Origin of the sequence: uncultured Sphaerochaeta sp., assembly GCF_963676625.2 — a bacterium.
GTDB lineage: Bacteria > Spirochaetota > Spirochaetia > Sphaerochaetales > Sphaerochaetaceae > Sphaerochaeta.
The window spans coordinates 139,054-162,009 of sequence record NZ_CAXXYB010000014.1; the positions used below are offsets into that span (position 1 = coordinate 139,054).

Annotated in this window: 22 protein-coding genes; 7 read left to right on the forward strand and 15 right to left on the reverse strand. The window is 44.7% G+C overall.

Going from position 1 to position 22,956, the window contains the following annotated elements:
* Window positions 1–54: 54 nt before the first annotated feature.
* From ACHZBG_RS18175 to ACHZBG_RS18195, 5 genes are read right to left on the reverse strand one after another with little or no spacing between them, the layout of a single operon-like run.
* Window positions 55–1,776 carry a S1 RNA-binding domain-containing protein gene (locus ACHZBG_RS18175; protein ID WP_320130878.1) on the reverse strand — a complete coding sequence of 574 codons (1,722 nt, stop codon included), beginning with the start codon at window positions 1,774–1,776 and terminating at the stop codon, window positions 55–57.
* 30 nt (window positions 1,777–1,806) lie between these two features.
* On the reverse strand, window positions 1,807–2,451 hold the full coding sequence (gene cmk, locus ACHZBG_RS18180) for a (d)CMP kinase (RefSeq protein ID WP_320130879.1): 645 nt from the start codon (window positions 2,449–2,451) through the stop codon (window positions 1,807–1,809).
* Complete coding sequence (locus tag ACHZBG_RS18185) at window positions 2,448–3,200, reverse strand: pseudouridine synthase (protein WP_320130880.1); 753 nt, start codon at window positions 3,198–3,200, stop codon at window positions 2,448–2,450. Before ACHZBG_RS18185 ends, cmk begins: the two co-directional genes overlap by 4 nt.
* Entirely contained in the window at window positions 3,197–3,781 is a 585-nt protein-coding gene (scpB, locus tag ACHZBG_RS18190) for an SMC-Scp complex subunit ScpB (protein WP_320130881.1), read from the reverse strand. Before scpB ends, ACHZBG_RS18185 begins: the two co-directional genes overlap by 4 nt.
* 47 nt (window positions 3,782–3,828) lie before the next feature.
* Window positions 3,829–4,824 carry a segregation/condensation protein A gene (locus tag ACHZBG_RS18195; protein ID WP_320130882.1) on the reverse strand — a complete coding sequence of 332 codons (996 nt, stop codon included), beginning with the start codon at window positions 4,822–4,824 and terminating at the stop codon, window positions 3,829–3,831.
* A gap of 407 nt (window positions 4,825–5,231) precedes the next feature.
* Between ACHZBG_RS18195 and ACHZBG_RS18200 the strand changes: the two genes are divergently transcribed.
* Window positions 5,232–6,041 (forward strand): reverse transcriptase domain-containing protein, encoded by an 810-nt coding sequence (locus ACHZBG_RS18200; protein WP_320130883.1) that lies wholly within the window; start codon window positions 5,232–5,234, stop codon window positions 6,039–6,041.
* A gap of 155 nt (window positions 6,042–6,196) precedes the next feature.
* On the opposite strand, the gene ACHZBG_RS18205 is transcribed toward ACHZBG_RS18200, so the two are convergent.
* Window positions 6,197–6,430: a hypothetical protein gene (locus ACHZBG_RS18205; protein ID WP_320128382.1), complete on the reverse strand. Its 234-nt coding sequence runs from the start codon at window positions 6,428–6,430 to the stop codon at window positions 6,197–6,199.
* Between ACHZBG_RS18205 and ACHZBG_RS18210 the strand changes: the two genes are divergently transcribed.
* From ACHZBG_RS18210 to ACHZBG_RS18230, 5 genes are all read left to right on the forward strand, one after another.
* Complete coding sequence (locus ACHZBG_RS18210) at window positions 6,335–6,754, forward strand: hypothetical protein (protein WP_394699377.1); 420 nt, start codon at window positions 6,335–6,337, stop codon at window positions 6,752–6,754. The genes ACHZBG_RS18205 and ACHZBG_RS18210 overlap by 96 nt on opposite strands.
* A 34-nt stretch (window positions 6,755–6,788) precedes the next feature.
* Window positions 6,789–8,021: a DDE-type integrase/transposase/recombinase gene (locus ACHZBG_RS18215; RefSeq protein ID WP_320128380.1), complete on the forward strand. Its 1,233-nt coding sequence runs from the start codon at window positions 6,789–6,791 to the stop codon at window positions 8,019–8,021.
* Window positions 8,018–8,830 (forward strand): AAA family ATPase, encoded by an 813-nt coding sequence (locus ACHZBG_RS18220; protein WP_320128379.1) that lies wholly within the window; start codon window positions 8,018–8,020, stop codon window positions 8,828–8,830. Before ACHZBG_RS18215 ends, ACHZBG_RS18220 begins: the two co-directional genes overlap by 4 nt.
* 20 nt (window positions 8,831–8,850) lie before the next feature.
* A complete protein-coding gene (locus ACHZBG_RS18225; protein ID WP_320128378.1) occupies window positions 8,851–9,102 on the forward strand; it encodes a hypothetical protein in 252 nt (83 codons plus the stop codon).
* 208 nt (window positions 9,103–9,310) lie between these two features.
* Window positions 9,311–9,940, forward strand: coding sequence for a group II intron maturase-specific domain-containing protein (locus tag ACHZBG_RS18230; RefSeq protein WP_320130884.1), 630 nt, complete (start codon window positions 9,311–9,313; stop codon window positions 9,938–9,940).
* Between the two features lie 82 nt (window positions 9,941–10,022).
* Here the strand turns inward: ACHZBG_RS18230 and recA are convergent, their stop codons facing one another.
* The 3 genes from recA to rpe all read right to left on the reverse strand — a co-directional run bounded on the left by recA (window position 10,023) and on the right by rpe (window position 12,276).
* Window positions 10,023–11,096: a recombinase RecA gene (gene recA / locus ACHZBG_RS18235; protein WP_320130885.1), complete on the reverse strand. Its 1,074-nt coding sequence runs from the start codon at window positions 11,094–11,096 to the stop codon at window positions 10,023–10,025.
* Window positions 11,097–11,161: 65 nt separating this feature from the next.
* Window positions 11,162–11,599: a D-aminoacyl-tRNA deacylase gene (gene dtd, locus ACHZBG_RS18240; RefSeq protein ID WP_320130886.1), complete on the reverse strand. Its 438-nt coding sequence runs from the start codon at window positions 11,597–11,599 to the stop codon at window positions 11,162–11,164.
* A complete protein-coding gene (gene rpe / locus ACHZBG_RS18245) occupies window positions 11,596–12,276 on the reverse strand; it encodes a ribulose-phosphate 3-epimerase (protein ID WP_320130887.1) in 681 nt (226 codons plus the stop codon). Before rpe ends, dtd begins: the two co-directional genes overlap by 4 nt.
* A 227-nt stretch (window positions 12,277–12,503) precedes the next feature.
* On the opposite strand from rpe, the gene greA reads away from it, so the two are divergent.
* Window positions 12,504–15,224, forward strand: a complete 2,721-nt coding sequence (gene greA, locus ACHZBG_RS18250) for a transcription elongation factor GreA (protein ID WP_320130888.1) — start codon at window positions 12,504–12,506, stop codon at window positions 15,222–15,224.
* Window positions 15,225–15,373: 149 nt separating this feature from the next.
* On the opposite strand, the gene murJ is transcribed toward greA, so the two are convergent.
* The 6 genes from murJ to pnp are packed head-to-tail and all read right to left on the reverse strand — an operon-like array spanning window position 15,374 to window position 22,950.
* Window positions 15,374–16,930 carry a murein biosynthesis integral membrane protein MurJ gene (murJ, locus tag ACHZBG_RS18255; RefSeq protein ID WP_320130889.1) on the reverse strand — a complete coding sequence of 519 codons (1,557 nt, stop codon included), beginning with the start codon at window positions 16,928–16,930 and terminating at the stop codon, window positions 15,374–15,376.
* On the reverse strand, window positions 16,908–18,032 hold the full coding sequence (gene tgt, locus ACHZBG_RS18260) for a tRNA guanosine(34) transglycosylase Tgt (RefSeq protein WP_320130890.1): 1,125 nt from the start codon (window positions 18,030–18,032) through the stop codon (window positions 16,908–16,910). Before tgt ends, murJ begins: the two co-directional genes overlap by 23 nt.
* A 6-nt stretch (window positions 18,033–18,038) precedes the next feature.
* Window positions 18,039–19,124 (reverse strand): LptF/LptG family permease, encoded by a 1,086-nt coding sequence (locus ACHZBG_RS18265; RefSeq protein WP_320130891.1) that lies wholly within the window; start codon window positions 19,122–19,124, stop codon window positions 18,039–18,041.
* Complete coding sequence (locus tag ACHZBG_RS18270; RefSeq protein ID WP_320130892.1) at window positions 19,121–20,395, reverse strand: LptF/LptG family permease; 1,275 nt, start codon at window positions 20,393–20,395, stop codon at window positions 19,121–19,123. The genes ACHZBG_RS18265 and ACHZBG_RS18270 overlap by 4 nt, the downstream gene beginning before the upstream one ends.
* Before the next feature lie 3 nt (window positions 20,396–20,398).
* Entirely contained in the window at window positions 20,399–20,845 is a 447-nt protein-coding gene (gene dut, locus ACHZBG_RS18275) for a dUTP diphosphatase (RefSeq protein WP_320130893.1), read from the reverse strand.
* Entirely contained in the window at window positions 20,845–22,950 is a 2,106-nt protein-coding gene (pnp, locus tag ACHZBG_RS18280; RefSeq protein ID WP_320130894.1) for a polyribonucleotide nucleotidyltransferase, read from the reverse strand. Before pnp ends, dut begins: the two co-directional genes overlap by 1 nt.
* Window positions 22,951–22,956: the final 6 nt, after the last annotated feature.

The following is a 22,956-nucleotide window of genomic DNA, read 5'->3' on the forward strand; positions in this document are numbered from 1 at the left end:
TTTCAAGATTATAAAATACAGGCGGCATATGCCGCCTGCCTAGTCAAAAGAGGATTAATTATCCTCTTTCTCCCTGTCTTCATCCTTGGAACGCATCATGTCTGCAAGAGAATAAGTATCGCCATCATCATCTTCATGGATGTATTTGGCAATCTCAGACTGCTGAGAACGCTTTACCATTTCCTTTACGGAAAGAGAAAGTTTCTGGGTAGTAGGATTGCATTCGACAACCATTGCAGTGATAGGATCGCCAACTTTGTACTTCTTGAGAACTTCATCAGAAAATTCTTCATCTGGTCCAACCAAGTTGAATTTGCTGATCAAACCTTCGATGTCACCAAGAACCTTCACGAATACACCAAAATCAGTAACATTGGTAATTACACCGCTGATGGTACTGAACTTTGGATAGTCATGTCGAAGAGTCTGCCAAGGATTGCCTTCAAGTTGCTTCACTCCGAGACGAATTCTTCTGTTTTCTGGCTCAACACGGGTAACTACAACATCAATGACATCTCCTTCCTGACAGAAGGAAGCCATATTCTTGACTTTCTTGGTCCAGGAAATATCGTCAATGTGCAAGAACCCATCGATACCTTCTTCAAGGTTTACGAAGGCTCCGCTATTGGTAATTTTAACAACAGGCTTGGAAAGAGTCATTCCTGAAGGATATCTTTCAGTAATGGTATCCCAAGGATTGGCGTCAAGTTGCTTAAGACCAAGGGAAACACGCTTCTTGTCCAAGTCATACCCCAGGATCTTTGCTTCGACAACATCGCCGACATCAAGGACTTCCTTGGGATTGTTGATCCTCTTGGTCCAGGACAGTTCGGAAATATGTGCAAGGCCTTCGATTCCCGGTTCGATTTCAATGAAAGCTCCAAAAGTAGTTATCTTGGTTACGGGAGCCTTAACTACATCGCCAACATGAAAATTGTTCTCGAAGGTAGTCCAAGGATCTTCCTGCATATGTTTAAGGGAAAGATTGATTTTCTGGGTTTCAGGATCAATATTGATAAGCCTGAGCTGAACAACCTGACCTTTCTTTACAAAATCCTTGGGACGTGTTACATGTCCCCAACTCATATCATTGATATGGAGAAGTCCATCAAAACCACCAAGGTCAATGAATGCGCCGAAAGAGGTGAATGATTTCACAACACCTTCTACAACGTCACCAATCTGGACAGTAGAGAAAAACTTTTCTTTATTTTCTTTAATTTTCTGATCAAGATACTCTCGTCTGTTAACGACGCTCTTGAGTTTTGTGCCACCATGGAACTTGTCGATGATGAAATAATCGGAAATTCCAATCAAGGTTTCTGGATCTTCGACACGTACTACATCGGCTTTGGACAAAGGACAAAAGCCTTTATATTCACCACCGAGGTCAACTTCAAATCCACCCTTGATCACTTTCTCGAACTTGCCCATTATTGGAGTTCTGCCTTCGGCAGCAGTCTTCAATTCATCAGTACGTTCTTTGAAATCAGCACGTTTTTTGGAAACGACGATTTGGCCGCCCTTCCCTTCCTTGTTGATAATAACAACTTTAACTTGTTCACCAACTTCCGGAATCGTAGAGAACTCGTCCCTGGAAATGCGTCCTTCGCTCTTATAGCCGACGTCTACGAATACAAACTCGTTGTTTACCTGGACAACAGTACCGGCCACGAGCTGACCGTCTTCGATTCCATCAAGAGATTTAAGATATTCCTCCTGCAGCATGTCCTGCATCTTGGTCTTCTTTTCATCCATTTCTTGTTCTTCAGCCACTTGATTTCTCCTGATCCTAAATTTACCTATTTACTTCGCTTTTCGCGCAAAAATAGCAGATAACACTTTCTCACAAACTTGCTCTATAGTCAAGTACGAGGTATCGATATAGAGAGCATCAGGAGCTATCTTTAGCGCTCCAACGCTCTTATTTCGGTCAATTTTGTCCCTATCTTTTATTTGATCCAGAACAGCTTGATAGGTTTGTCCTTGTGGGTGTTGCTTGAATCGACGCTCTGCCCGCACCTCAGGTTTTGCATCAAAGTAACATTTCAGTTGAGCGTTTGGAAAGACGACCGTCGTCACATCCCTTCCCTCTACCACGACATCCAACCCGTTTGCAATTTCTTTCAGTTGCTCGTTCACAAAAGAACGAAGCGGCGGAAAAACGGAGACCGTCGCAACAAAGGCATCGACCTCAGGGGTATGCAGTTTATCTTCTACAGGAACCCCTTCAATACAGATAAGACCTTCTTGAACAGAAAGATTGGTTGATTTTGCAGTTTGAAGGACCTTTTCATCATCAAGAGGGTCCCCGCCCAATTGAATATGACGATAGGTGTAGGCTCGGTAAAAGGAACCAGAATTCAGATAATAAAAACCGCACTTATCGGCAATCATCTTGGCAATGGAACTTTTCCCGACACCAGCAGGTCCGTCAATAGCTACAATCATGAATGGATTTTCCTTCCAAGGGGCTTTTCTGTCTTACCTGAAAGCAAGGCCTCTATCTCACCACTGGTTACCGCACGAAATTCACCGCTTTTCATATCTTCCAGTTCGATACAACCTATGCGTACCCGGACCAATTGCTTGATATCATACCCATAATAACTGAAAATTTTTCTTATTTCGCGATTTTTGCCTTCCGTGAGTACGATACGGACCCATTTTTTGGTCATGAGTTCAAAGCGTCTTATCTTGTATGGTTTGTTGATATCAATATAAATGCCTTTCAGGGCCTCCTCAAGGTCCTCCCTCCTGACTTCAGCATTGCAGTTCACCATGTACTCTTTTTCGATTTCCTGGGAAGGATGCATAATCTTCTGGGCTACGTTACCGTCATTGGTAAAGAGGATAAGTCCTGTTGATTCCTTATCCAACCTTCCAATGTGAAACAAAAGTTTGTTATCGGGAATATCAATGAGATCCCGTGCATACAATTTTTCATTCGGATCGTAGTTTGTGCACACATACCCCTTTGGTTTATTCAAGGCATAGTAATACGTACGGTCACTAGGTTCGACTAAACTGTCATCAACCATGACCACATCATCTTCCTTGACCTTGGTTCCGAGCTCAGTAACTCGTTTTGTATTGACTGTGACTCTGCCGGCCGTTATGAGGCCCTCGCAGGATCTTCGTGATCCAGCTCCGCTTTTGGCTAGATAGGACTGGAGGCGTATTGGATATTCCAATTTCATGATTCTTCTTTCTCCTCATTTTCCTTGACGAATCGCTCCCGGTCGATATCGGATAGCTTTGGCAATGCGCTAATGCTGCTCAAATTAAATTCATATAGGAATTTTCTCGACGTCCCATAGAGACAGGGATGGCCAGGGACGTCCTTCCGGCCAACAACCTTGATATATTCTCGTTCCCTTAAAAGCCGTACGATCGTGTCGCTGGTAACCCCACGGATGTTATCAATCTCACGTCTGGTAACTGGTTGGCTATAGGCAACGATGGAAAGCGTTTCCAGTGCAGCTTTGGATAATCTCCTGTCAACACGCTTCCCATAGCAACCACGAAGCTTCTCATGCAAATCAGCAGAAGGTGAAAACTGGTAGGCTCCTTGATTTTCCTTCAAGTCAAGACCATGCATATACAACGTATAATGGTCCTTCAATTCACCCAGGGTATCGAGAGCTACTTCATGGGAAAAACCAGTCATCCGCAATATTTTCTCCAATGAAACTGGTTCATTTTCCAAAAAGAGAATTACTTCGACCACCCTAGCTTCGGGGCTAAGGATAGGTCCTGTTTCCTTTTGGGTCAATTTCAATTGTGCAGAAGTCCCTTTCAAGATACCCTTACCCTCGATTTTCAAAGTTATTCATCGGTGAGGTCGATTTGTTCGGCTTCACTATCGTCATCATACTGGAAAACACGACCATCGTCAGCAGTTATAAGCTCGGTTTCCTCATCTTCTTCATCATCTTGCATTTCTTTCTCTTCAATTGGTTCACTATCATCATTGATTACGGAAAAATCATCTTGGTCAAGGTCATCCTCAAGGTTATGTTCGATTATCTCGTCATATTCTTCATCATATAGGTCTGCAAGGTTTTTATCATAGTTCTCAGGTCGTCTTTGCATGACGATTTCCCCAAAAGGCTCCTGCTGTTCTATCAATATCATCTTGAACTTACAAGATTCAAGTATTGCCATAAATGAACAGATGATATGAAGGGGTTGCTCAGGATGGATGATGATGTCCATGATGGTAATGTATTCCCTGGTTTCAAATAATTCGTTCATGAGTGCAATCTTTTCATTGACTGTTACCGACTCATATACATTGAATATTTTATTGGGGGTTATGGTGGTCATGAGTCGGGAAAAGGTTCTGAGAAGGTCTTGCAATGTTACATTGCTAAATAACTCCTCATCTCCAAAGGGGAGAATGAACTGCGTAGGTTTCCTGGAAACATAGAGCTCTCCGCTCCCTCCTGCTGATGTAAGCAATTCCGTATATTTCCTGAATTTTTGATATTCAAGCAACTGTTCGACAAGTTCTTGTCTTGGGTCTTCATATTCTTCATCAAAATCAATGTCCACAGGAAGCAACATACGGCTTTTTATATACAATAAATCGGCAGCCATTTTGTAAAAACCGGTAAGATCACCCAATTCAAGATTTTTTGCTGTATTGAGGTAATCCAGGAATTGATCAGTTATCTGGGATATTGGAATGTCGTAAATATTGATTTCCGATTTTTGTATAAGAAAAAGAAGAAGATCAAGAGGACCGTCGAAACTATTGGTATGAAAGTTTTTTCCATCGGAATCGGAGGAAGGAATAGGTTTTGTGATGTTCTCAAGCAAGGAAGCCGACCTCCATGATGGGAATAGTATAGCGGACCCGGAAAGATATGACAAGAAAGCGGGAGTATCCCGCTTTCTTGTTCTTGTAGTATGACGGGCATGTCATCATTCTTGGGTGAAATTCCCAAGGGGCGTAGTTGCCGACGAACCCGATAGCGACTTGCAAGTTTCACGCCGCGAGGTGTGGGAGGGAAGAAGCAATAGCGAAATCGTGGCCCGACGGACAGAAACCTGATAGTAGGCAGGTGGAGGGGACAAGCTGGCTACTATCAGTGAATCCCAAAGGCAATGTGACCTTCATCTGTAAATCAGGCGGGTAAACGAGGAAAGAGTGATGACTTATCCCGCGAGGTCTCCACAGCGTACGAGGCTGCAACATCGCTTATGACGACGTAGTAACAACGAATGTGGAGAAGTCAGCAGAGGCCGTAGTAGCGACCGGGGAAACGGACGCAAAGGGCCGAACAATCAAACGCCTTTCGAAAGGGAAAGGTCCATCCGCAAATCCGAACGGCGAGAGCCTACCAGTGATGATGCGGGTGAGAAAGGAACGAATGAGAGAGGAAGACAGGTCAAGACCGAACACGAGACTGTGCGAGCAACTGATTTCCCTTGCGAACATCCAGCAAGCGATGAGGAAGGTGATGCAGAACAAGGGTTCTGCGGGAATCGACGGGATGGAAGTGACTGAACTTCCATCCTACCTTGAAGCCAACTGGGCCTTGATTCGCGAGCGGATTGTCACTCGGACGTACAAACCCAAACCGGTGCTCCGACGGGAAATACCCAAGGACAACGGGGGCGTGCGTCTGCTGGGGATACCGACGGCAGTGGACCGGGTAATCCAGCAGGCCCTGGTGCAGGTTCTGACCCCGGTGTTCGAACCGACATTCAGCGACTTCAGCTTCGGGTTCAGGCCCGGCAGGAGCGCCGAGGATGCGGTCCGACTCGCCCAGACCTACATGTCCGAAGGGTACAAGCACGTGGTTGACTTGGACCTGTCCAAGTTCTTTGACACGGTCGACCATGACATCCTCATGGGACTAATCGACAAGCACATGGACGACAAGGACGTGAGGAGGCTCATCTACGTATATCTGAAAAGCGGAGTGATGACCAACGGGAGCATGATGGCAACAGCACTGGGTACCCCGCAGGGGGGCCCGTTGTCGCCCCTGCTGTCGAACGTCTATCTCACCCCCTACGACAGGTGTTAGGCGGCAAATTATTTTATCAGGAAGACGGCCGAAAGTTGCAAAATGCTTTGGTAAGTGTAGCTTGAGCATGGTACATTAGTTGCACATTCTCCTATAAAGGAAAAGGAGAGGGCTTCCCGACCAAAGTTGTCCCTCTCCAGTTTGCAATAATGCTCTTAGAGATTGCCATTGAATTGGCGGAATTGCAAGTGGTCGAGGGCCAAGGACCTCCCAGCTCCCACTCTTTGGGTGTTTTCTTCTGCACTTTCTGTCGCACCAGGTTGCACGGCCACGGATGGAGAAAGCGCTATTTCATCACCGACAGTCTTGCCAGTCTCCAGCTGTGGATCCACCGCAAGCTTTGTCCTTGCTGCAGGAAGACCTATACCCTGCTGCCCCTGTGGGTCCATGCCTTCAAGTTATTCAGCCTGGAAACCATTTGTCGCATTCTTGCCTGCAGGATCGAGAAAGGACACTTCAGCACCATTATCGGCATATCCGGCTACCTGCAGCGCAGATGGTGGAAGGGATATTCGGACAGGAGCCGCTGCGAAAGCGACTTCCCGGATCATGATCAGCTGTTTCCCCACTTCAAGGCTGCCCTCAAGGGTTGTCTGACGGCCCCTCCTTCAGTAAGGATCGTGCAAGACCGGAGTATCTCCTTGATGGGTTTGCGGCTGCTCAACCCTTCCCACCAACGTTTGTATCTATATGTGCCGAGGTGCATCCCCTAGGCTTTCGGTATCTATTTCAGGAGGTACCTTACCTATGGACTCGCAAAAGAAGGAACAGATAGGCCTGTTCCGCTTCGGACTCATTTTCCCTCTGCTCGATGACCGTTCGCAGTATGGGGACATCACGCGCAGGATGAAGCAAATCTGCTCCAAGCTGTACGACATTCCCTATTCTGACAAGCGGACGGTGAGCATGCCCACCCTCTACAACTGGCTCAACGCTTACCGCAGGAACCGCAACATCGAGGATCTCTATCCCCGCGACCGCTCTGACAAGGGGTCACGCAGAAAGCTCAGCAGCGAAACAGAGCAGGCGCTTATACTGTTCCGCCGCCAGCATCCGGACATCAAAATCACGACCTTGGTGAGGATGGCCGAGAAGCAAGGCATCTTCCTGCCCTCGGAGGTTGTGGACATGACGCTCATCTACCGGGTGTTCCGCAACCAGGACACAAAAGGCAGGAATCCCAACGACAGGGACATGCGCCGGCTGGAGATGGAATACGTGAACCAGGTCTGGTATCTGGATGCGATGGTCGGGCCGAAGGTGCATGTCGGTCAGGGAAAGGAATGCAAGATCGTGACGGCCAAGCTTTTCGCCCTCATCGACGACAAGTCCCGTCTGGTGACCTACGCCCGTTTCTACCGGGATGAGACCAGCGACAGCTTGCTTGACTGCCTCTGGGGCGGCTTCAATGCCCGGGGACTGCCCCGCCAATGTCATACCGATAATGGGGCCGCCATGCGGGACGAGCGCATAAAACTTGGTTGTGCTTCCCTTGAGGTGAATTTTACACACTCAAGGCCATACACCCCCACAGGAAAGGCGAAGGTGGAACGACTGTTCTCGACGGTGAGGATGCAGTTCCTGCCCACCCTGGGCGACGAGCCGCTGGAACTGTACGAGTTGAACAAGCGGTGGATGGCCTATCTTGAGGAGTACAACGGCAGGTATCACTCCGGCATCGGGATGTCTCCCCTGCAATGCTACCTCTCCGAGGTCCAGGCTGTCAGGCCGGCCCCGCCGGACCTGCCCAGGCTGTTCAGGAAGCGCGAAATTCGGACGGTGGGCAAGGCCAGGACCGTAAGCCTCGACTCGGTGCTGCTCGAGGTCCCGCTGGGATATTCGGGCAGGAAGATCGAGCTTAGGTACAACACCACCAGCGATGTGGAAGCTTTTCATGAGGGGGTGAGCATCGGAATGCTCAAGCCGGTGGACTACCAGGCCAACTCACGGGCCCACAGGATGCAGGGGGTGCAGCTGTGAACACGGACATCCGCACCTTCTACGGGTTCAAGCAGATACCCTTCTCTCCGGAACTGAAGCCCCAGCAGATGTACCTGCTCTCCTCGATGGTGGAGATAAGCAACAAGATACAGTTCGCCATCCAGAACAGCATGTACTTCACCCTCATCGGTGATGTGGGGGCGGGAAAGTCGACGACGTTGCGTTACGTACTCTCCCAGCTGCCTGCCAAGAGCTACCAGGTCATCGACCTGGTAGGAGGGCAGTGGAGCTTCGTCGAGGTGCTCAGGCAGCTCATGGCATCGCTGGGGCTTTTCACCAGGACCAACCAGCCCTCCACCATGCTCAGGCAGATTCATGAGGCGCTGGACCTCATCTACAACGACGGGAAGCGGCCCGTCCTGGTCATCGATGAGTGCCATCACTTCACCGGTGATTTCTATGCCCAGCTCCACCTCATAAGCCAGCAGAACCTCGCCAAGGCAAATGTGATACCGATCGTCATGTGCGGGCAGGAAGGCCTGTTCGAGAAGCTGCGCAACCCGCAGGCACGCCCCCTGATGAGCAGGATCCTCGACGGATACAACCTTCGGAGCCTCACCCAGGATGAGTGCTTCGGATACATCGAGCACCACCTGAAGACCATCGGCGGCCGCGGTTCCGAGATATTCGACAAGCCTGCGCTGATAGCCGTCAGCCAGGTGTCGGCGGGTATCCCCAGGAACATCAATTCCGTATGTCTGTTGGCATTGCAGCACGGCATGGAACAGGGCCTGTTGACCATCCCGGCAGAGGTGATCAGGAAAGTGACCAGGAACTGGTGGGAATGAGAGCATAAGGAAAAACGACCATGGATCCAAATACACAAATCAAGGAAGAGAGACCGGTACCACTGGTTGTGCTCCACCACGAATTCACCGAAAGCTATTACCTGCATGTCATCAATCTATACAGAAGTCGAGTGGATGACGAAGCAATGCACCGCAGCATCTGTGAAAAAGCCAACGGCATAATGAGAAGGCAGGCTGTGTTCAGGGAGGACCTGGAGTACTGTTACGAGAACTGCATGATTGACGTTTTCGCAGATCCTGCACCTTTCTAGAATAGGTTTACGATTGTATTCAAGGACTGGCCTCTTCGGAGGCCTTTCGTTGCATAAGGAGCTCTAACCAAGCGTGCAACTTTCTTCTCAGCTGACCGTGCAAATACCGCTATAAAATAATATGCCACATAACAACAGGGAACTGGAGAAGCGGGGACTGCGGTTTGTGAGGTACGCCGATGACTGCAACATATTCACCAAGAGCAAGATGTCATCCTACCGGGTGAGGGACAGCGCGAAAAGCTATCTGGAGCGGAAGCTGAAACTGAAAGTGAACATGGAGAAGACGGAGGCAAGGAGGGCCGTAGGTTCGACCTTCCTCGGATTCACATTCCGGACATACGGCGAGAGAGGAAAACTTGGGAGGACCGTTCCCCACGAGAAAAAGCTGAAGAAACTTGAGGACCGGATACGGCTGGTCACGAAGCGCAACCGCGGAGTGAGCATCTGGACGGTCATTGGGGAGCTCAACAGCATCCTGAGGGGTTGGGTTGGGTACTTTGCAAGAAGTGCCATCAAGGAATACCTCAAGGGCCTGATGGAGTGGATTCGGAGGCGCATACGCCAGTATCTATGGAAACAGTGGAAGTCCGGGAATAACCGGAAACACCGCATCAGGCAACTGGGAGCGGAAGAGTGGAAGCTGAAGAAATGGACACTTGCCAGCAGGTCGTACTGGAAGATGGCAAAATCCATGAACTATCTCATCAGCAATGAGAGCCTTCATGAGCATTACCGACTGGTGGATATTCTGGGTTATTACAAGAAGCTCCATACTGTGCGTATGGAGCAAGATGGGATTGTGCTGGATTTCCGGTACAATAGTCTGTTTGGTTGAACCGCCGTATGCCGAACGGCACGTACGGTGGTGTGAGAGGTTGGGGCTTAGTGGCCCCCGCCTACTCGATTATCAAGGATTTTTAGGTATTGCTGGTTACCTCAGCTGCCAATACAGATTTGGAAGCTTTCGGTGGAAACATGGTTGATCGAAGCTTTTTATCCAAAGTAACAGAAATATCAGGATTTTCCTTAAGGAAATCAATTGTTTTTTCTCTACCCTGTCCGATCTTTTCCCCATTATAGGAATACCAGGAACCACTTTTCTCGATCAAGTTGAATTTTATGGCTGCATCAAGGACACTTGCCACGTAACTTATTCCTTCACCAAACATCAAATCAAGTTCTACCTTTTTAAAAGGAGGTGATACCTTATTTTTGACAACCTTGATCCTGACTCTGTTACCCACAATATCATCAGCCCCTTTGCTGATGGATTCAATTTTTCTTACTTCAATACGGACTGAAGCATAGAACTTGAGGGCATTGCCTCCAGTGGTAGTCTCAGGGTTTCCGAACATGACACCAATTTTCATTCGTATCTGATTTATGAAAATAATCGTGGTATTGCTTTTTGATAGAAGTCCAGTCAGTTTTCTGAGTGCCTGGCTCATCAGTCTGGCTTGCAATCCCATATGGCTGTCTCCCATATCTCCATCAATTTCAGCCTGCGGAGTCAGGGCGGCCACTGAATCCACTACAATGAGGTCTATTGCACCGCTACGCACCAAGGACTCACAAATCTCGAGTGCTTGTTCACCGCTATCTGGCTGACTGATCCATAATTCATCAATATTGACACCAAGTTTCTTTGCATAGGTAGGATCAAGTGCATGTTCTGCATCAATAAAGGCTGCGATTCCCCCTGCTTTTTGACTTTCAGCGATTGCATGGAGGGCAAGGGTAGTCTTGCCGCTACTCTCTGGACCATAAATTTCTATGACCCTTCCTCTGGGGTATCCCCCGACACCCAAGGCTTCATCGAGTAGCAAGGAACCTGAGGAAATGCATCCTATATCCAAGGTATCCTCGTTGTCACCGAGTTTCATAAGGGACCCTTTGCCGAATTGCTTGTCAATCTGTACCCTTGCAGCCTCCAAAGCTTCTCTTTTTTGTGCAAGGTCAGTGGGGAACGATGATTCTTTGTTTTTAGCCATAGTATGCTCCTACATGGTTCATTATTCGTAAAGTAAGGTTGGAAGCCATAGGTTTCGCTTCAGTTTCAGGCATCAAGAAGCATGGTAACCGGACCATCATTGGTATAGGCCACCTTCATGTGCGCCCCAAAGGTGCCATGTGCTACAGGAAAACCAAGTCCAGCAAAAATTCCCAGGGATTTTTGGTACAATTGTTCCGCCTCCACAGGATCCGCTGCCTCTTCATAGGACGGTCTATTGCCTTTATGTAGATTAGCACAAAGCGTAAATTGACTGACTACCAGCAATTCGCCCTGCACTTCAGAAAGACTGAGATTCATCTTGCCATTGATATCGGAAAATATCCGTAATTTGCAAATTTTTGAACAGAGCCAGGTCAATTGCTCTAGGGTATCGCCCTTCTCTATTCCCAAATAGATAAGGAGCCCGTGGTTTATGGTTCCGACAATTTCAGAATCAACAGTCACGGATGCATCGAATACCCTTTGGATGACACTTTTCATCTATTTCTTTCTTCCCTTGCCAATTCAATCATAAGCTCAACGAAAGAGGTTCTGTTTTCTGCATTGAAAAAGGCATTTCCGCAAACTATGGCATCGGTACCGCAAGCGACTACATCCTTGACAGTTCTGACATTTATTCCACCATCGACATTGATCAAATATTCATACCCCTCTTGTTCACGCAATTGGGCAAGTTCAGAAATTTTTCTCAAGGTTGAAGGAATGAGTTGCTGTCCACCAAAACCGGGATTGACAGTCATTACAAGAACCTGGTCAACGATGTCCAGTACGGACTCAATCGCAACTACAGGAGTGGAAGGAACAATAGCAACGCCAGCTTTACATCCACAGCTACGTATCAATTGCAAGGTTCTATGAAGATGAATGGTAGCCTCACTATGAACAGTAATATAATCACTGCCACTTTGTGCAAACAGTTCAACATAACGTTCAGGTTCCATGATCATGAGATGCGTATCGAAGACCAAAGGTGAACAGGGTCGTAAATCCTTGATGAATTTAGGTCCGAACGTAATGTTTGGTACAAATCTTCCGTCCATGACATCAAGGTGAACCCATTTTGCTCCACTTTCATCAATTGTCTTGACTTCTTCGGCAATACGAGAGAAATCAGATGAGAGTACGCTTGGTGCTATAATAAGGGGTGCTTGTTCCATACAACAAGTTATAGCAGGTAAAAAAGGCTTTTGCAATGTTAAAAATAGTCAATATACTATATATTTGTTAATATGTAGCAAGCCTTTTCAAGATTCGATTGCTTATTCCCTGTATAAGTGCTATAGTTAAGTAAACAAAGCGAAAAAACTATCCGAGCAGGCTGAGAACCGGTTTGCCCGGTTTTCTTTTACGTATAAAAGAATGCAAGAATATTTTGGAGGAAGCCATGGGATTCCAGGAAGTCGAGAACTTATTGAAAGAAGAGCAGTGGACGCGGGCCACAATCAACAACTATACCATAAATAGTTTCCAGGAGCTTGATAACCAAGTTAAATCCATGGACGAAGAGGAAAAAACAGAAACAAAGGCGCTTTGTGACAAACATTTGCTGGAAAAGGAACGAAATAGCATCATAGCAATGTATATCAGTGGTTCCATCCAACTAGAGCGCAGAGGGTCCGAAGACTACCTGTTGTTACTTAACCTCATCGAGTTGTTTTCAGAGAACAAGAAATGGAATATCGTCGAAGGACTTTGCCAGAAGATCCTTTCCAAGACGGAGAACAAGCATGCCCTCAGACTGCTCGCGGATTGTTATACCCAAACGAATCGTGAGGATGATAAATATGCTGCTTGGGAACGATTGGTGAAAGTTGATTATGAAGAAATAGAAATAGTCAAACAAATAGCCAGCTATGCCCTTTCCAAGGGAAATACAGAAAAAGGTATTCTTTTTTATAAAAAGTCGATTCATCGTCTGATAAAGAAAAAAGACCCCTCTTCAATCAGACAATTATTCAATATTCTTGTCGGATTGGACGATGAGGATTTCGGCTATTTCATTGCCTTGGCAGATCAAATTGGTGCCATTAGCAAAAGTAGTGCCGTTGCAGTCCTCAGGGATCTTGAATTGGCAAGCAAGGATGATGTCGATAGGCAAATTGAATGTCAGAAAAAAATATTGATTTTCGACAGGGATGATATATCTGCCAGGGAAAATCTTATCAAAAGCTATCGCAAGAAATACAAGGACCATTCCAGGCTCAAGAATTGTCTTGAATCCAGTGCTTTGACAAGCAATATTGTCAGGGATGTTCTCCATAGTATTGAGGATTTTGAGACAAATATTGCTTTTGATAAAGGAACGTTTGTATTTCAAAATAGTACGGGTCGCATTGGACGTATCCGGTCAATTGATGAAAAAGATGTGATTGTAGATTATGCTGGACAGTCCAACAAGGAAGGCAGCCGTCTTTCGACAAGCATGGCTTTCAAGAGTCTTCTTGCCTTGCCTAAAAGTCATATCTGGGTTCTCAAGAGTGCCTTGCCAAGAGAAAAGCTCAATAAAAAAGTCTTGGAAGACATTCCTTGGACTTTGAAGACCCTTATGACAAGCAATGGGGGCAAGAGTTCAATTCGTGAGATGAAGAGTGAATTAGTTCCTTCCATTCTTACTACAAGTCAATGGACTTCTTGGTCAAATCAGGCAAAGAAAGAATTGATGAACAATCCAATCTTTGACTTGTCGATAAATGACATTGACACGTATTTCCTCCGATCAACCCCTGTTAGCTATGAAGAAAAGCAACTTGCAGTTTTCCGTAGTGAAAAATTATTCTATGACAAGGTGAAGGATCTTAAGGATTTTCTTGCTTCAAAGGGTGATGCAGACAGTGATTTCTTCTATGAAATGGTAAAATATTTCAGTGAGATATTCATTGGTGCTGATGAGAAGGATAAGAAACTTGGAGAGATTACTGACCAGACAATCAGTGCTTTTCTCCTGTTGGAAGATCTTTCCATAAAACACAACATGAATTTTGTAAGGCGTCCAACAGGAATGACCTTTAAAATGTTGTATGATCAACTCGCTGATGTAGAGACTAGTTTTGGAGCCATTAAGGATCCTGACTTGAAAAAAGATTTTATCGATCATGTTGCAGAAGAAGTGGAGAGTTGGGAAAAAGTACTGATCCAGCTTTTCCCCCTCTATCTTACAAGCTATATTCCAGATGTATTCAGACAATCAAAAAAGTTCCCTGAATTCAGCAAAGTATACAAAGATGCAGTGGAGAATTTCAGGGATAAATCAGGTACTCTTATTTATTTGATAAAGAATACTGAACCAAAGATCTGGACAAAAGCAGGGATTACAAGTGAGCAATTGCTGTTTGCAGAATTGCAACTTCTGGATTTTACCAATCGTTGCATTGAGTCCAAAAAGGAAGTCCAGGAAAATCGCAAGAATGCAAAGACCTTGATAAGCGTCCTTTTCGATGAAAAGGCGGTAATGAATTATATTATCAATGGCAATGAAGACAGTGCGCAAAAAATTTACAGTCTCGTTGCAAGCGTAAGCGGTCTGGATGGCGGAAAGCGGATTGAAATCAAGCATACCATAAGCGAACGGTACCCTACTTTCAGATTCTTTGATGAAGTCAGTCCCATAGATAAGATAGGATTGGTTCCAACCGGACTTTTCTGCACGGCAGCTGCCTTGGAACAGAAGAAAAAGGAAATGGAACATATCCAACATATCGACCTTCCAGATGTTGCCAAGGAAATAGGAATTGCTCGTGAAATGGGAGATCTCAGGGAGAATAGCGAATATAAATACGGGAAGGAGAAACAATCTTTCCTGAATAATTCACTTCGCAGGCTTTCAGAGGAAATTGATCGAGCTACCATTATTACCAAGGACAAGGTTGACCCTACCCGAATTGGATTTGGTACAAAGGTCCTTCTCTTTGATAACCTTGAGAATTCGGATGTAACCTATACCATCATGGGACCTTGGGAATCCAATCCCAATGAGAACATCATCAACTTGCTTGCCCCTTTGGGAAAGGCTATGTTGAATCATAAGGTTGGAGAAAGAATTACATTTTCTCTCAATGACCAGGACTATGATTTTACGGTCAAGAATATTTCCGTTATTGATTTCTAAATAACGGTATGAACAATGAAGGCCTTCCTTTCGGGGATGGCCTTTTTGTTTGTCTTGAAGGTATCTTGGCATTGCAATTCAAATAAAACCAAGAGCCCTTTCCTTTCTGTTTTATTAAATCATCGATAAAAACAGGGAATCAATCAAGTTTACTTTGATACTTTCTTATTTGAGAGAAGAACTTTAAGAAATGGGATATGGAACAATGAATAGGAAAGAACTGTCAGTAGTATTCCTACGATTCCCAACAAGGAAACCAGACCTAGATTTTTCAGATTTGATCCTGTTTGCCACCAAGTAAACTCAAATGATTTATATAGGAGGGAAACTGTCAACAATGGAATATTTGCAAGAACAATCCTGATCAAACCTTTTGCAAGCAATCGATCATGAAACAAGGGATAGACATCCCTGAGGTTGATTGCCAAAAGAATAAACCCGACAAGAAAAGAAAGGGTATTGGCAATGGGTAATGCCAGGATACCATAGGTAGGTAGCAAGAGATACATGAGCAAAACATCCAAAACAGTCTGTATAATTGAAATCTGGGTCATTTGTCGATGCCTATTAACGCTATATCCAAGTTTTTGCATCATTCCGTACCAAGAAACAATAAGCATGCCAATAAGATAATAATTCAAGATCCTGGCAGTGAGCATTGAATCCGCAAGGGTATAATTTCCAGTTTGAAGAATTGAAGAAACACATTCATTGCTAAGAAAAAAAAGAAGGATGAAACTGGGTACCATGAACGTTGCAAGATACTGTAATGCCGTACTAGCTTGTTTCTGTATCTCATCTTTTTTACCCATAGCCCAGGCACTGCTCAATATAGTAAAAGAAACCTGGGAAATGGAATTATAAAAAATACCATATGGAGTTTGCCAGAAAATAATGGAATTGCTGAAAGCTGTGACACTGCCTTCACTGAGTCCAGATGCAAACCAATATGCAACCATTTGCCCGGCAATAAGAAAGGAAGATCCCAGTACTACATGAAACCAGGCTTTCATTAAAGGTTTGAAAGGAGTTCCCTTTGGATTGATTGCAACCTTAAGACGATATCCAAATTTTCTTATAGCATAATACGAATAAAAACCCTGGGCCAAACCGCCAAACACCGTTGCATAAGCCATGCTCATGGCACCGAGGGAGTCATGAAAAAACTGTATACCAAGAATTACTGAGAGAGAAAATAGTAGTGGTGCAAAAGAAGCTTGAAAATAGTTCTTATGACAAAAAAGAAGTCCATTGAAAGAAGTCCCAATGCTTATCGTTGCCAGATAAACCATAAAAAATGGTAATAACTCAGCTCCCAACTTAATTTTTTCACTATTGAAATCAGAAAAAAATGCAATCAAAGGTCTGCTGTAAAAATAGGACAGTATGCATAACGGAAGGAAGAGCAAAGCCTGGTATGTACAAAGAAGTGCCAAAAGACGATTGGCAGTGTGTCTATCCTTATTTTCAACCAAGGCTGAGAAATGTGGTATCAAGGCATTGTTGAGAGCACCCTCTGCAAACATTTTTCGGAAATTATTGGGAATATTGAACGTAAAGTTGATGACGTCCGCTACACCGTTTGCCCCGAAGACCGATCCAATGATCCTGGCCTTCAGTATACCGAGCAAACGGCTTGCCAACGTGCACGCCATCATTATGACGCTGGATTTCTCTGAAGATCTATCGTTTGTAGAATCTTGCAAGGTATTCCTTCTTGAAGGAAGAGAACCGGTCTTCCGCAATTGCCTTACGTATTTTTTCCATCAAACGATAAAAATACGTAAGGTTATGTTCTGTTGCCAGCATGCCTCCCAACATTTCATTGGTCTTGACCAGATGGTGCATATAGGCTCGGGAGTATTCTGTACATGCAGTACAAGTGCATTCACTCTCTATTGGTTCCTGGCTGAATGTATGCATTGCCTTTTTCAAGGTTACTACCCCATCATCGGTAAAAACAGCACCATTTCGCGCCATTCTTGTTGCAAGTACGCAATCAAACATATCGATGCCATTCTCTACGGCCTCAAGAATATAATCAGGGCTACCGATCCCCATTACGTACCTTGGTTTTTCCTTGGTAACGTAGTCAGATGTATAGGCAAGGAATTCCTTGAATTGATCAGGAGTTTCCCCCACTGACAATCCGCCGATCGCAATACCGGGAAAATCCATGGCACTGAGTACTTCTGCACTTTCTTTTCTAAGGTCCTTATAGAAGTTTCCTTGGACAATTCCAAAAAGATTGCCACGAAATTCTGAGCCAAGTTCCTCCCTATGTTTCAGGGCGCGTTCAGCCCAGTTATGGGTAATGTGCATTGCTTCTTTAGCAGCTCTGTATTCGATATTCGGAGGAGTACAGACATCCAGGCACATGGCGATATCAGAGCCAATGACCTTTTGGATGTCAACTACTTTTTCAGGAGTGAATATATGCCGCGAACCATCGATATGGCTTTGAAAGGCAACCCCTTTCTCGCTGATTTTTCTGAGGCCGGAAAGTGAAAAAACCTGAAAGCCCCCACTATCTGTAAGCAAGTTGTGGTTCCAATGGGAAAAATTATGGAGCCCTCCGAATTTTTCGAGGACTTCAAGGCCTGGGCGAAGATACAGATGATACGTATTGCCAAGTATTAATTTGTAGCCTATCTCATCCACTTTGTCATGATATATACCTTTTACCGTACCATTGGTACCGACGGGCATGAAGGCAGGAGTCTGTACATCGCCATGGGGAAGAGATAAAACCCCAAGCCGAGCATTGCTGTTTGCATCTTTGTGTATTTCAGAAAAAATTCTTTGCATATTGCCTCAACGGGAAATCAAGCGTTCTAGTATAGCTATGCATACTATCATAATCATAGGGGTTACCATACCCCAAACAGGACCAATGACTCCCTGCTTGGCCAGAATAAGCGAAAGCATTTGCATGACATAATAGATTACGGCAATACAAAGGCTTAGGATGATGCTGAACAGGAGAACATTCTTTTTATATTTATAACTTATTGTGCAGGCAATGAAAAGAAGTACTAGAGGAGAAAACGATCCAAGAATCCTGCTTGCCAGGTCGGTTGCATATCCACTCCATTGGTCAGGGGAAAGTAGCCGTATCCTCTTCAAGTACCTGAAAGCTGTCGGAAGCGGCATCGTCTTGATATCTGCCGAAAAGTTCCTGAAAAGATTCGGTTCAAGATTTATTGCTGGATTTGAATAGGTTTCATATTGTTTGCCAGTTACTGAAAAGTCCTTTTCATTGATAGAAAAAACGGATGCATTTTTCAAAATCCAATATCCTTTCGTTTCGTCCCAGGTAGCAGAGGAAGCATCAATTCTTGAATCAAGGTTTCCCTCAGCATCTTTTAGGATTATCAGTACATCGGAAATGCGTTTTTGCTCATCGTTGTAGTGAGAGGCATGAATTACAAAGCCATCCTCAAGATCGCTTAGGGTAATATTCCTATTGTCAAAGGTAGAACTCAGTCCAAAGAGTTCATTTTGCAATACGGAACGCTGTTGAGAAAAAGGAATTGCAATCAATTCACTTACTGAAAAATAAGCAACTGAAAGAACCATTCCCAGAACCAAAACAGGGAAGACGATTCTTTTATAACTGATTCCAGCATTCAATAGACATATAAGTTCATTGTTTGCCTGCAATTGTGATAAAAAAAACGTAGCCGAAAAAAGTAGGGAGGGGGCAATGGCATACAATGCTGCTTCTGGCAGATATAAGATACTCAGGCGCAAAATAGTCAATTGAGGAACTGAGTTCTGGAGATACGAATCAAGATGTGAAAATAGGTCGACACTAATGAGCATGAAGCTGCAGAGCAACATGGTTATGAAAGCGACTTTTGAAATGGCAAAGGTAATATGTTTGTCAAGCAATCTCATGATCGCCTCGCTTTTCCGAGTAAGAGGACACCCAGGGTAAAGAAAAAGAAATCGGGAGCCCAAATTAAAAAGGCTGGATTGATGGAGGATGAGAAAATTCGTAGCTGAGCGAAAAACAAAAGATACCAATAGACAACAGCAATAAGCATGGATAGTCCAAACCCAATCAACCTGCCATGTTTTATCTTGAAAAAGGAAAGGGAAAAGGTCAAGAAAACCAACATGAAGCAAGCTGCCGACAAAGCAAGCTTTTTATTCAATTCTGCCCTGTAATATTGATAGTAGAAATTGATAGGTTTTTTCTTTTTCAGTGTAGCAAGCTCCTGCAGATTTTCATTGATTTCTGCTTCACTCTTCTGCAAGAGAACTCCCCGGTCGAGATCAATTGATGTTTTGGCAATTTTCTTTTCCAAAGCCTGTATTTCCAATTGATATTTCAAGTAATCCTGGGCATAGTCCTTACGGTACTGGGCAATTTTAGCACGTAAGTCAGATAATGAAAGCTGGGAAGGACTTGCAGATGCCAGAGACGCAATCTGACCTGAAAAATCAAGGTACATCGTGGCGTTCTCAGCTTTGGATAGGCTCCACTTATGTATGTCATGTTGATCAGTATTCAAGATCACAGGATCCTTGAGATCGAGACGATATATGAAATTATGCAAATCAACAAGAGTTACTGTCCCTTCAGGAGAACTCAATGCCTGGTTACTCGTAGAATTGGAAAGATCAAACAGCAAAAGATTTTTGACCATGGAATTTTCTACAGGTCCATTTACCAAAACTTTTTTTCCGATCGTATTGGAAGCATTGCTCTCCAATTCAAGAGTGGGGAGATTTTTCATCAATTCAGAATACAGGGCTTTATATTGTCGCATACTCCAGGGAAGGGCAATGTCCGCTGTAAATAAGGTAAGAAGACCAAAGAGAATGGCTATTGAAGCAATAGGCAGCCAAACATGGCGAATGGATATTCCAGAGGATCGTATTGCCAATATTTCATTGCTACCCGAAAGATCTCCAATTACCATACTGGAAGCAGTAAGTGTACTAAACGGAAAGGTATAAAGAAGAAATTGAGGGATGGCCAATAGAATCAATTTGAACACAGAAAAAAAATCCACATCTTTCAGAAGAATTTTCTGCGCAATAAGAAGAAGTTGGTTGATAAAGAAAATGAAAAAGAAAAAGAAAAATGCCACGACAAAGGATAGAAGGTATTCCTTACCAATGTGCTTATGTACAAGCCAATAGCTTTGATTCCTGGACACAACCTAAACCCCCGTAGAGCCAAAGCCTCCCTGCCCTCGTTCAGTCTCGTCAAGACTTTCGACTAAATTGAACGAAGCCTCGGCATAGGAAGTAATTACCAACTGGGCAATGCGATCTCCGTCGTGGACGACAAAAGGCTTTTTCCCATGATTGATGAGTATTACCTTTACCTCTCCCCTATAATCGGCATCAATGGTCCCAGGGCTGTTCAGTACAGTAACACCATACTTTGCTGCCAGGCCTGAACGTGGCCTTACCTGTGCCTCATAACCTTTTGGAAGAGCTATATTGAGACCGGTGGGTACCATGGAAAAAGAACCACTTTCTATTACCAAATCCTGAGAAAGCAGGGCACAGATATCAGCACCTGCGCTATAGGCCGTTGCATAGGCGGGAGCTTTTGCCCCCGCCTGTAAAGTTATGGAAATTTCAATGGCTCTTTGTGCCATTATTTACTCTCAATAGCATCAATGTAGCTTAGGTTAAGCCTGTTCTGCCGATCGATTTCAATCAGTTTTACAGGTACAACTTGGCCAACGGTAAGGACATCCCCTACATTCTGAACCCTCTCCTTGGCAAGCTTTGAAATATGGCATAGCCCTTCTTTACCAGGAAGAATCTCAATGAATGCACCAAAATCCATGATACGTTTGACAGTTCCTTGATAGATCCGTCCGATTTCGGGTTCTTCAACAATGGATTTTACAAGGTCTCTGGCCATTTGGGCCGAAGCACTGTTCTTTCCATAGATAGTAACCGTACCATCATCAGAAATATTAACTTCTGAACCACTCTGTGCTGCTATAGCCTTGATGGTCTTTCCGCCAGTACCGATGACAGCTCCAATTTTTTCTTCATCAACCTTCATGGTCAAAATTTTGGGAGCATATTCACTGATTTCCGAACGTGGGGTCTTGATAGCCTCGTTCATGATTCCAAGAATATGCATTCTGCCACGCTTTGCCTGTTGCAAAGCCTTGCTCATGATTTCAGGAGTAACACCGGCAATCTTTATGTCCATCTGGAAAGCAGTGATACCATCTTCAGTACCTGTTACCTTGAAGTCCATATCGCCAAGGTGGTCCTCTTCTCCAAGAATATCAGAAAGCACGACATATTTGCTATAATCAGCACCTTCGGTAATCAGTCCCATGGCAATTCCTGCAACTGCCTTCTTTATGGGTACACCTGCATCCATGAGGGAAAGACAACCACCACAAACCGATGCCATTGAAGAAGAACCATTGGATTCCATGATTTCGCTTACGATACGCACTGTATACGGGAACTTATCCTTGGAAGGAATGACTGCGGTCAGGGCTCTTTGGGCAAGATGTCCATGTCCGATTTCTCTTCGGCCAGTGGAAAGTCTTCCGCATTCACCGACACTGTAGGGAGGGAAGTTATAGTGAAGCATGAAATTGCTGAAAGTTTTTTCACCGTCGATGGTATCAAACATTTGTTCATCAGAAGCGGTTCCCAAAGTTGTTACGGCCAGACTCTGAGTTTCTCCACGAGTGAAAAGTGCTGATCCATGGGTACGAGGCAAAACCCCGATTTCACAGGTAATAGGACGAATTTCTTCAACGGTACGACCATCGGTCCTTATGCCATCGTTGAGGATGGAAGAACGAAGGATTTCATACTCAAGGTCATCGAATAAGGTTGAAAGTTGTCCAGGGCGTTTTGAATCAACACCAATCTGCTCTGCAAATTGGTCCTTGATCTTATCCTGTGCAACTTCAAGAGCGGCATAACGAGCCATCTTGCCTTTTACAAAGGAAGCTTCCTTGATCAGGGGATAGGCAGCCTTACGAATCTCTTCAAGCCACGAAAGATCTACTTTTGAAACAAAGACAGGAAGTTTTTCTTTTCCCGCAATCTTCTTCAGTTCAAGTTGTGCATCACAAATGGCAGTGATAACTGGCTGGGCAGCGGCAATTGCGGCAAGCATCAGTTCTTCGCTGACTTCTTTTGCTCCACCTTCAACCATGGTGATTCCATCACGAGTACCGGCAACGACGATGTCAAGCTGGGATTGTTCGATCTGGGCAAAAGTCGGATTGATAATATATTCATTGTCAAGGAGTGCTACTCGAACGGCAGCGATCGGTCCATTGAAAGGGATATCGCTTATGGTAACGGCAGCAGAAGCTGCATTAACCGCTATGATATCAGGAGTATTGGTCATATCCGAAGAGACAACGGTTGGTACAATCTGAATCTCGCGGCCAAAGGCCTTATCAAACAAAGGACGCATGGGACGGTCAATAATTCTGCTGACAAGAATTTCTTTATCCTTGGGGCGTGATTCCCTTTTAAGGAAACCTCCTGGAATTTTACCGGCTGCATAATATTTTTCATTGTATTCAACACTGAGAGGTACATAATCTAGAGCCTCGGAGGGTGCATCTCCACAACATACGGTGGCTATGACAGCACTTCCCTCGTAATGAGCATACACAGCACCACTGGCTTGTTTTGCAATCTTACCGGTTTCGAAAACCAGTTCAGAATTGCCAATCTTAACGGAAACTTTTTTTACTTCTGACATTTCTTA

Coding starts and splice junctions, on each gene's coding strand:
- pnp (WP_320130894.1), bottom strand. CDS start 22,950: ATGTCAGAAGTAAAAAAAGTTTCCGTTAAGATTGGCAATTCTGAACTG.
- ACHZBG_RS18265 (WP_320130891.1), bottom strand. CDS start 19,124: ATGAGATTGCTTGACAAACATATTACCTTTGCCATTTCAAAAGTCGCT.
- ACHZBG_RS18185 (WP_320130880.1), bottom strand. CDS start 3,200: ATGAAATTGGAATATCCAATACGCCTCCAGTCCTATCTAGCCAAAAGC.
- dtd (WP_320130886.1), bottom strand. CDS start 11,599: ATGAAAAGTGTCATCCAAAGGGTATTCGATGCATCCGTGACTGTTGAT.
- greA (WP_320130888.1), top strand. CDS start 12,504: ATGGGATTCCAGGAAGTCGAGAACTTATTGAAAGAAGAGCAGTGGACG.
- ACHZBG_RS18230 (WP_320130884.1), top strand. CDS start 9,311: ATGTCATCCTACCGGGTGAGGGACAGCGCGAAAAGCTATCTGGAGCGG.
- ACHZBG_RS18215 (WP_320128380.1), top strand. CDS start 6,789: ATGGACTCGCAAAAGAAGGAACAGATAGGCCTGTTCCGCTTCGGACTC.
- dut (WP_320130893.1), bottom strand. CDS start 20,845: ATGGCACAAAGAGCCATTGAAATTTCCATAACTTTACAGGCGGGGGCA.
- rpe (WP_320130887.1), bottom strand. CDS start 12,276: ATGGAACAAGCACCCCTTATTATAGCACCAAGCGTACTCTCATCTGAT.
- ACHZBG_RS18225 (WP_320128378.1), top strand. CDS start 8,851: ATGGATCCAAATACACAAATCAAGGAAGAGAGACCGGTACCACTGGTT.
- tgt (WP_320130890.1), bottom strand. CDS start 18,032: ATGCAAAGAATTTTTTCTGAAATACACAAAGATGCAAACAGCAATGCT.
- ACHZBG_RS18205 (WP_320128382.1), bottom strand. CDS start 6,430: ATGGACCCACAGGGGCAGCAGGGTATAGGTCTTCCTGCAGCAAGGACA.
- recA (WP_320130885.1), bottom strand. CDS start 11,096: ATGGCTAAAAACAAAGAATCATCGTTCCCCACTGACCTTGCACAAAAA.
- cmk (WP_320130879.1), bottom strand. CDS start 2,451: ATGATTGTAGCTATTGACGGACCTGCTGGTGTCGGGAAAAGTTCCATT.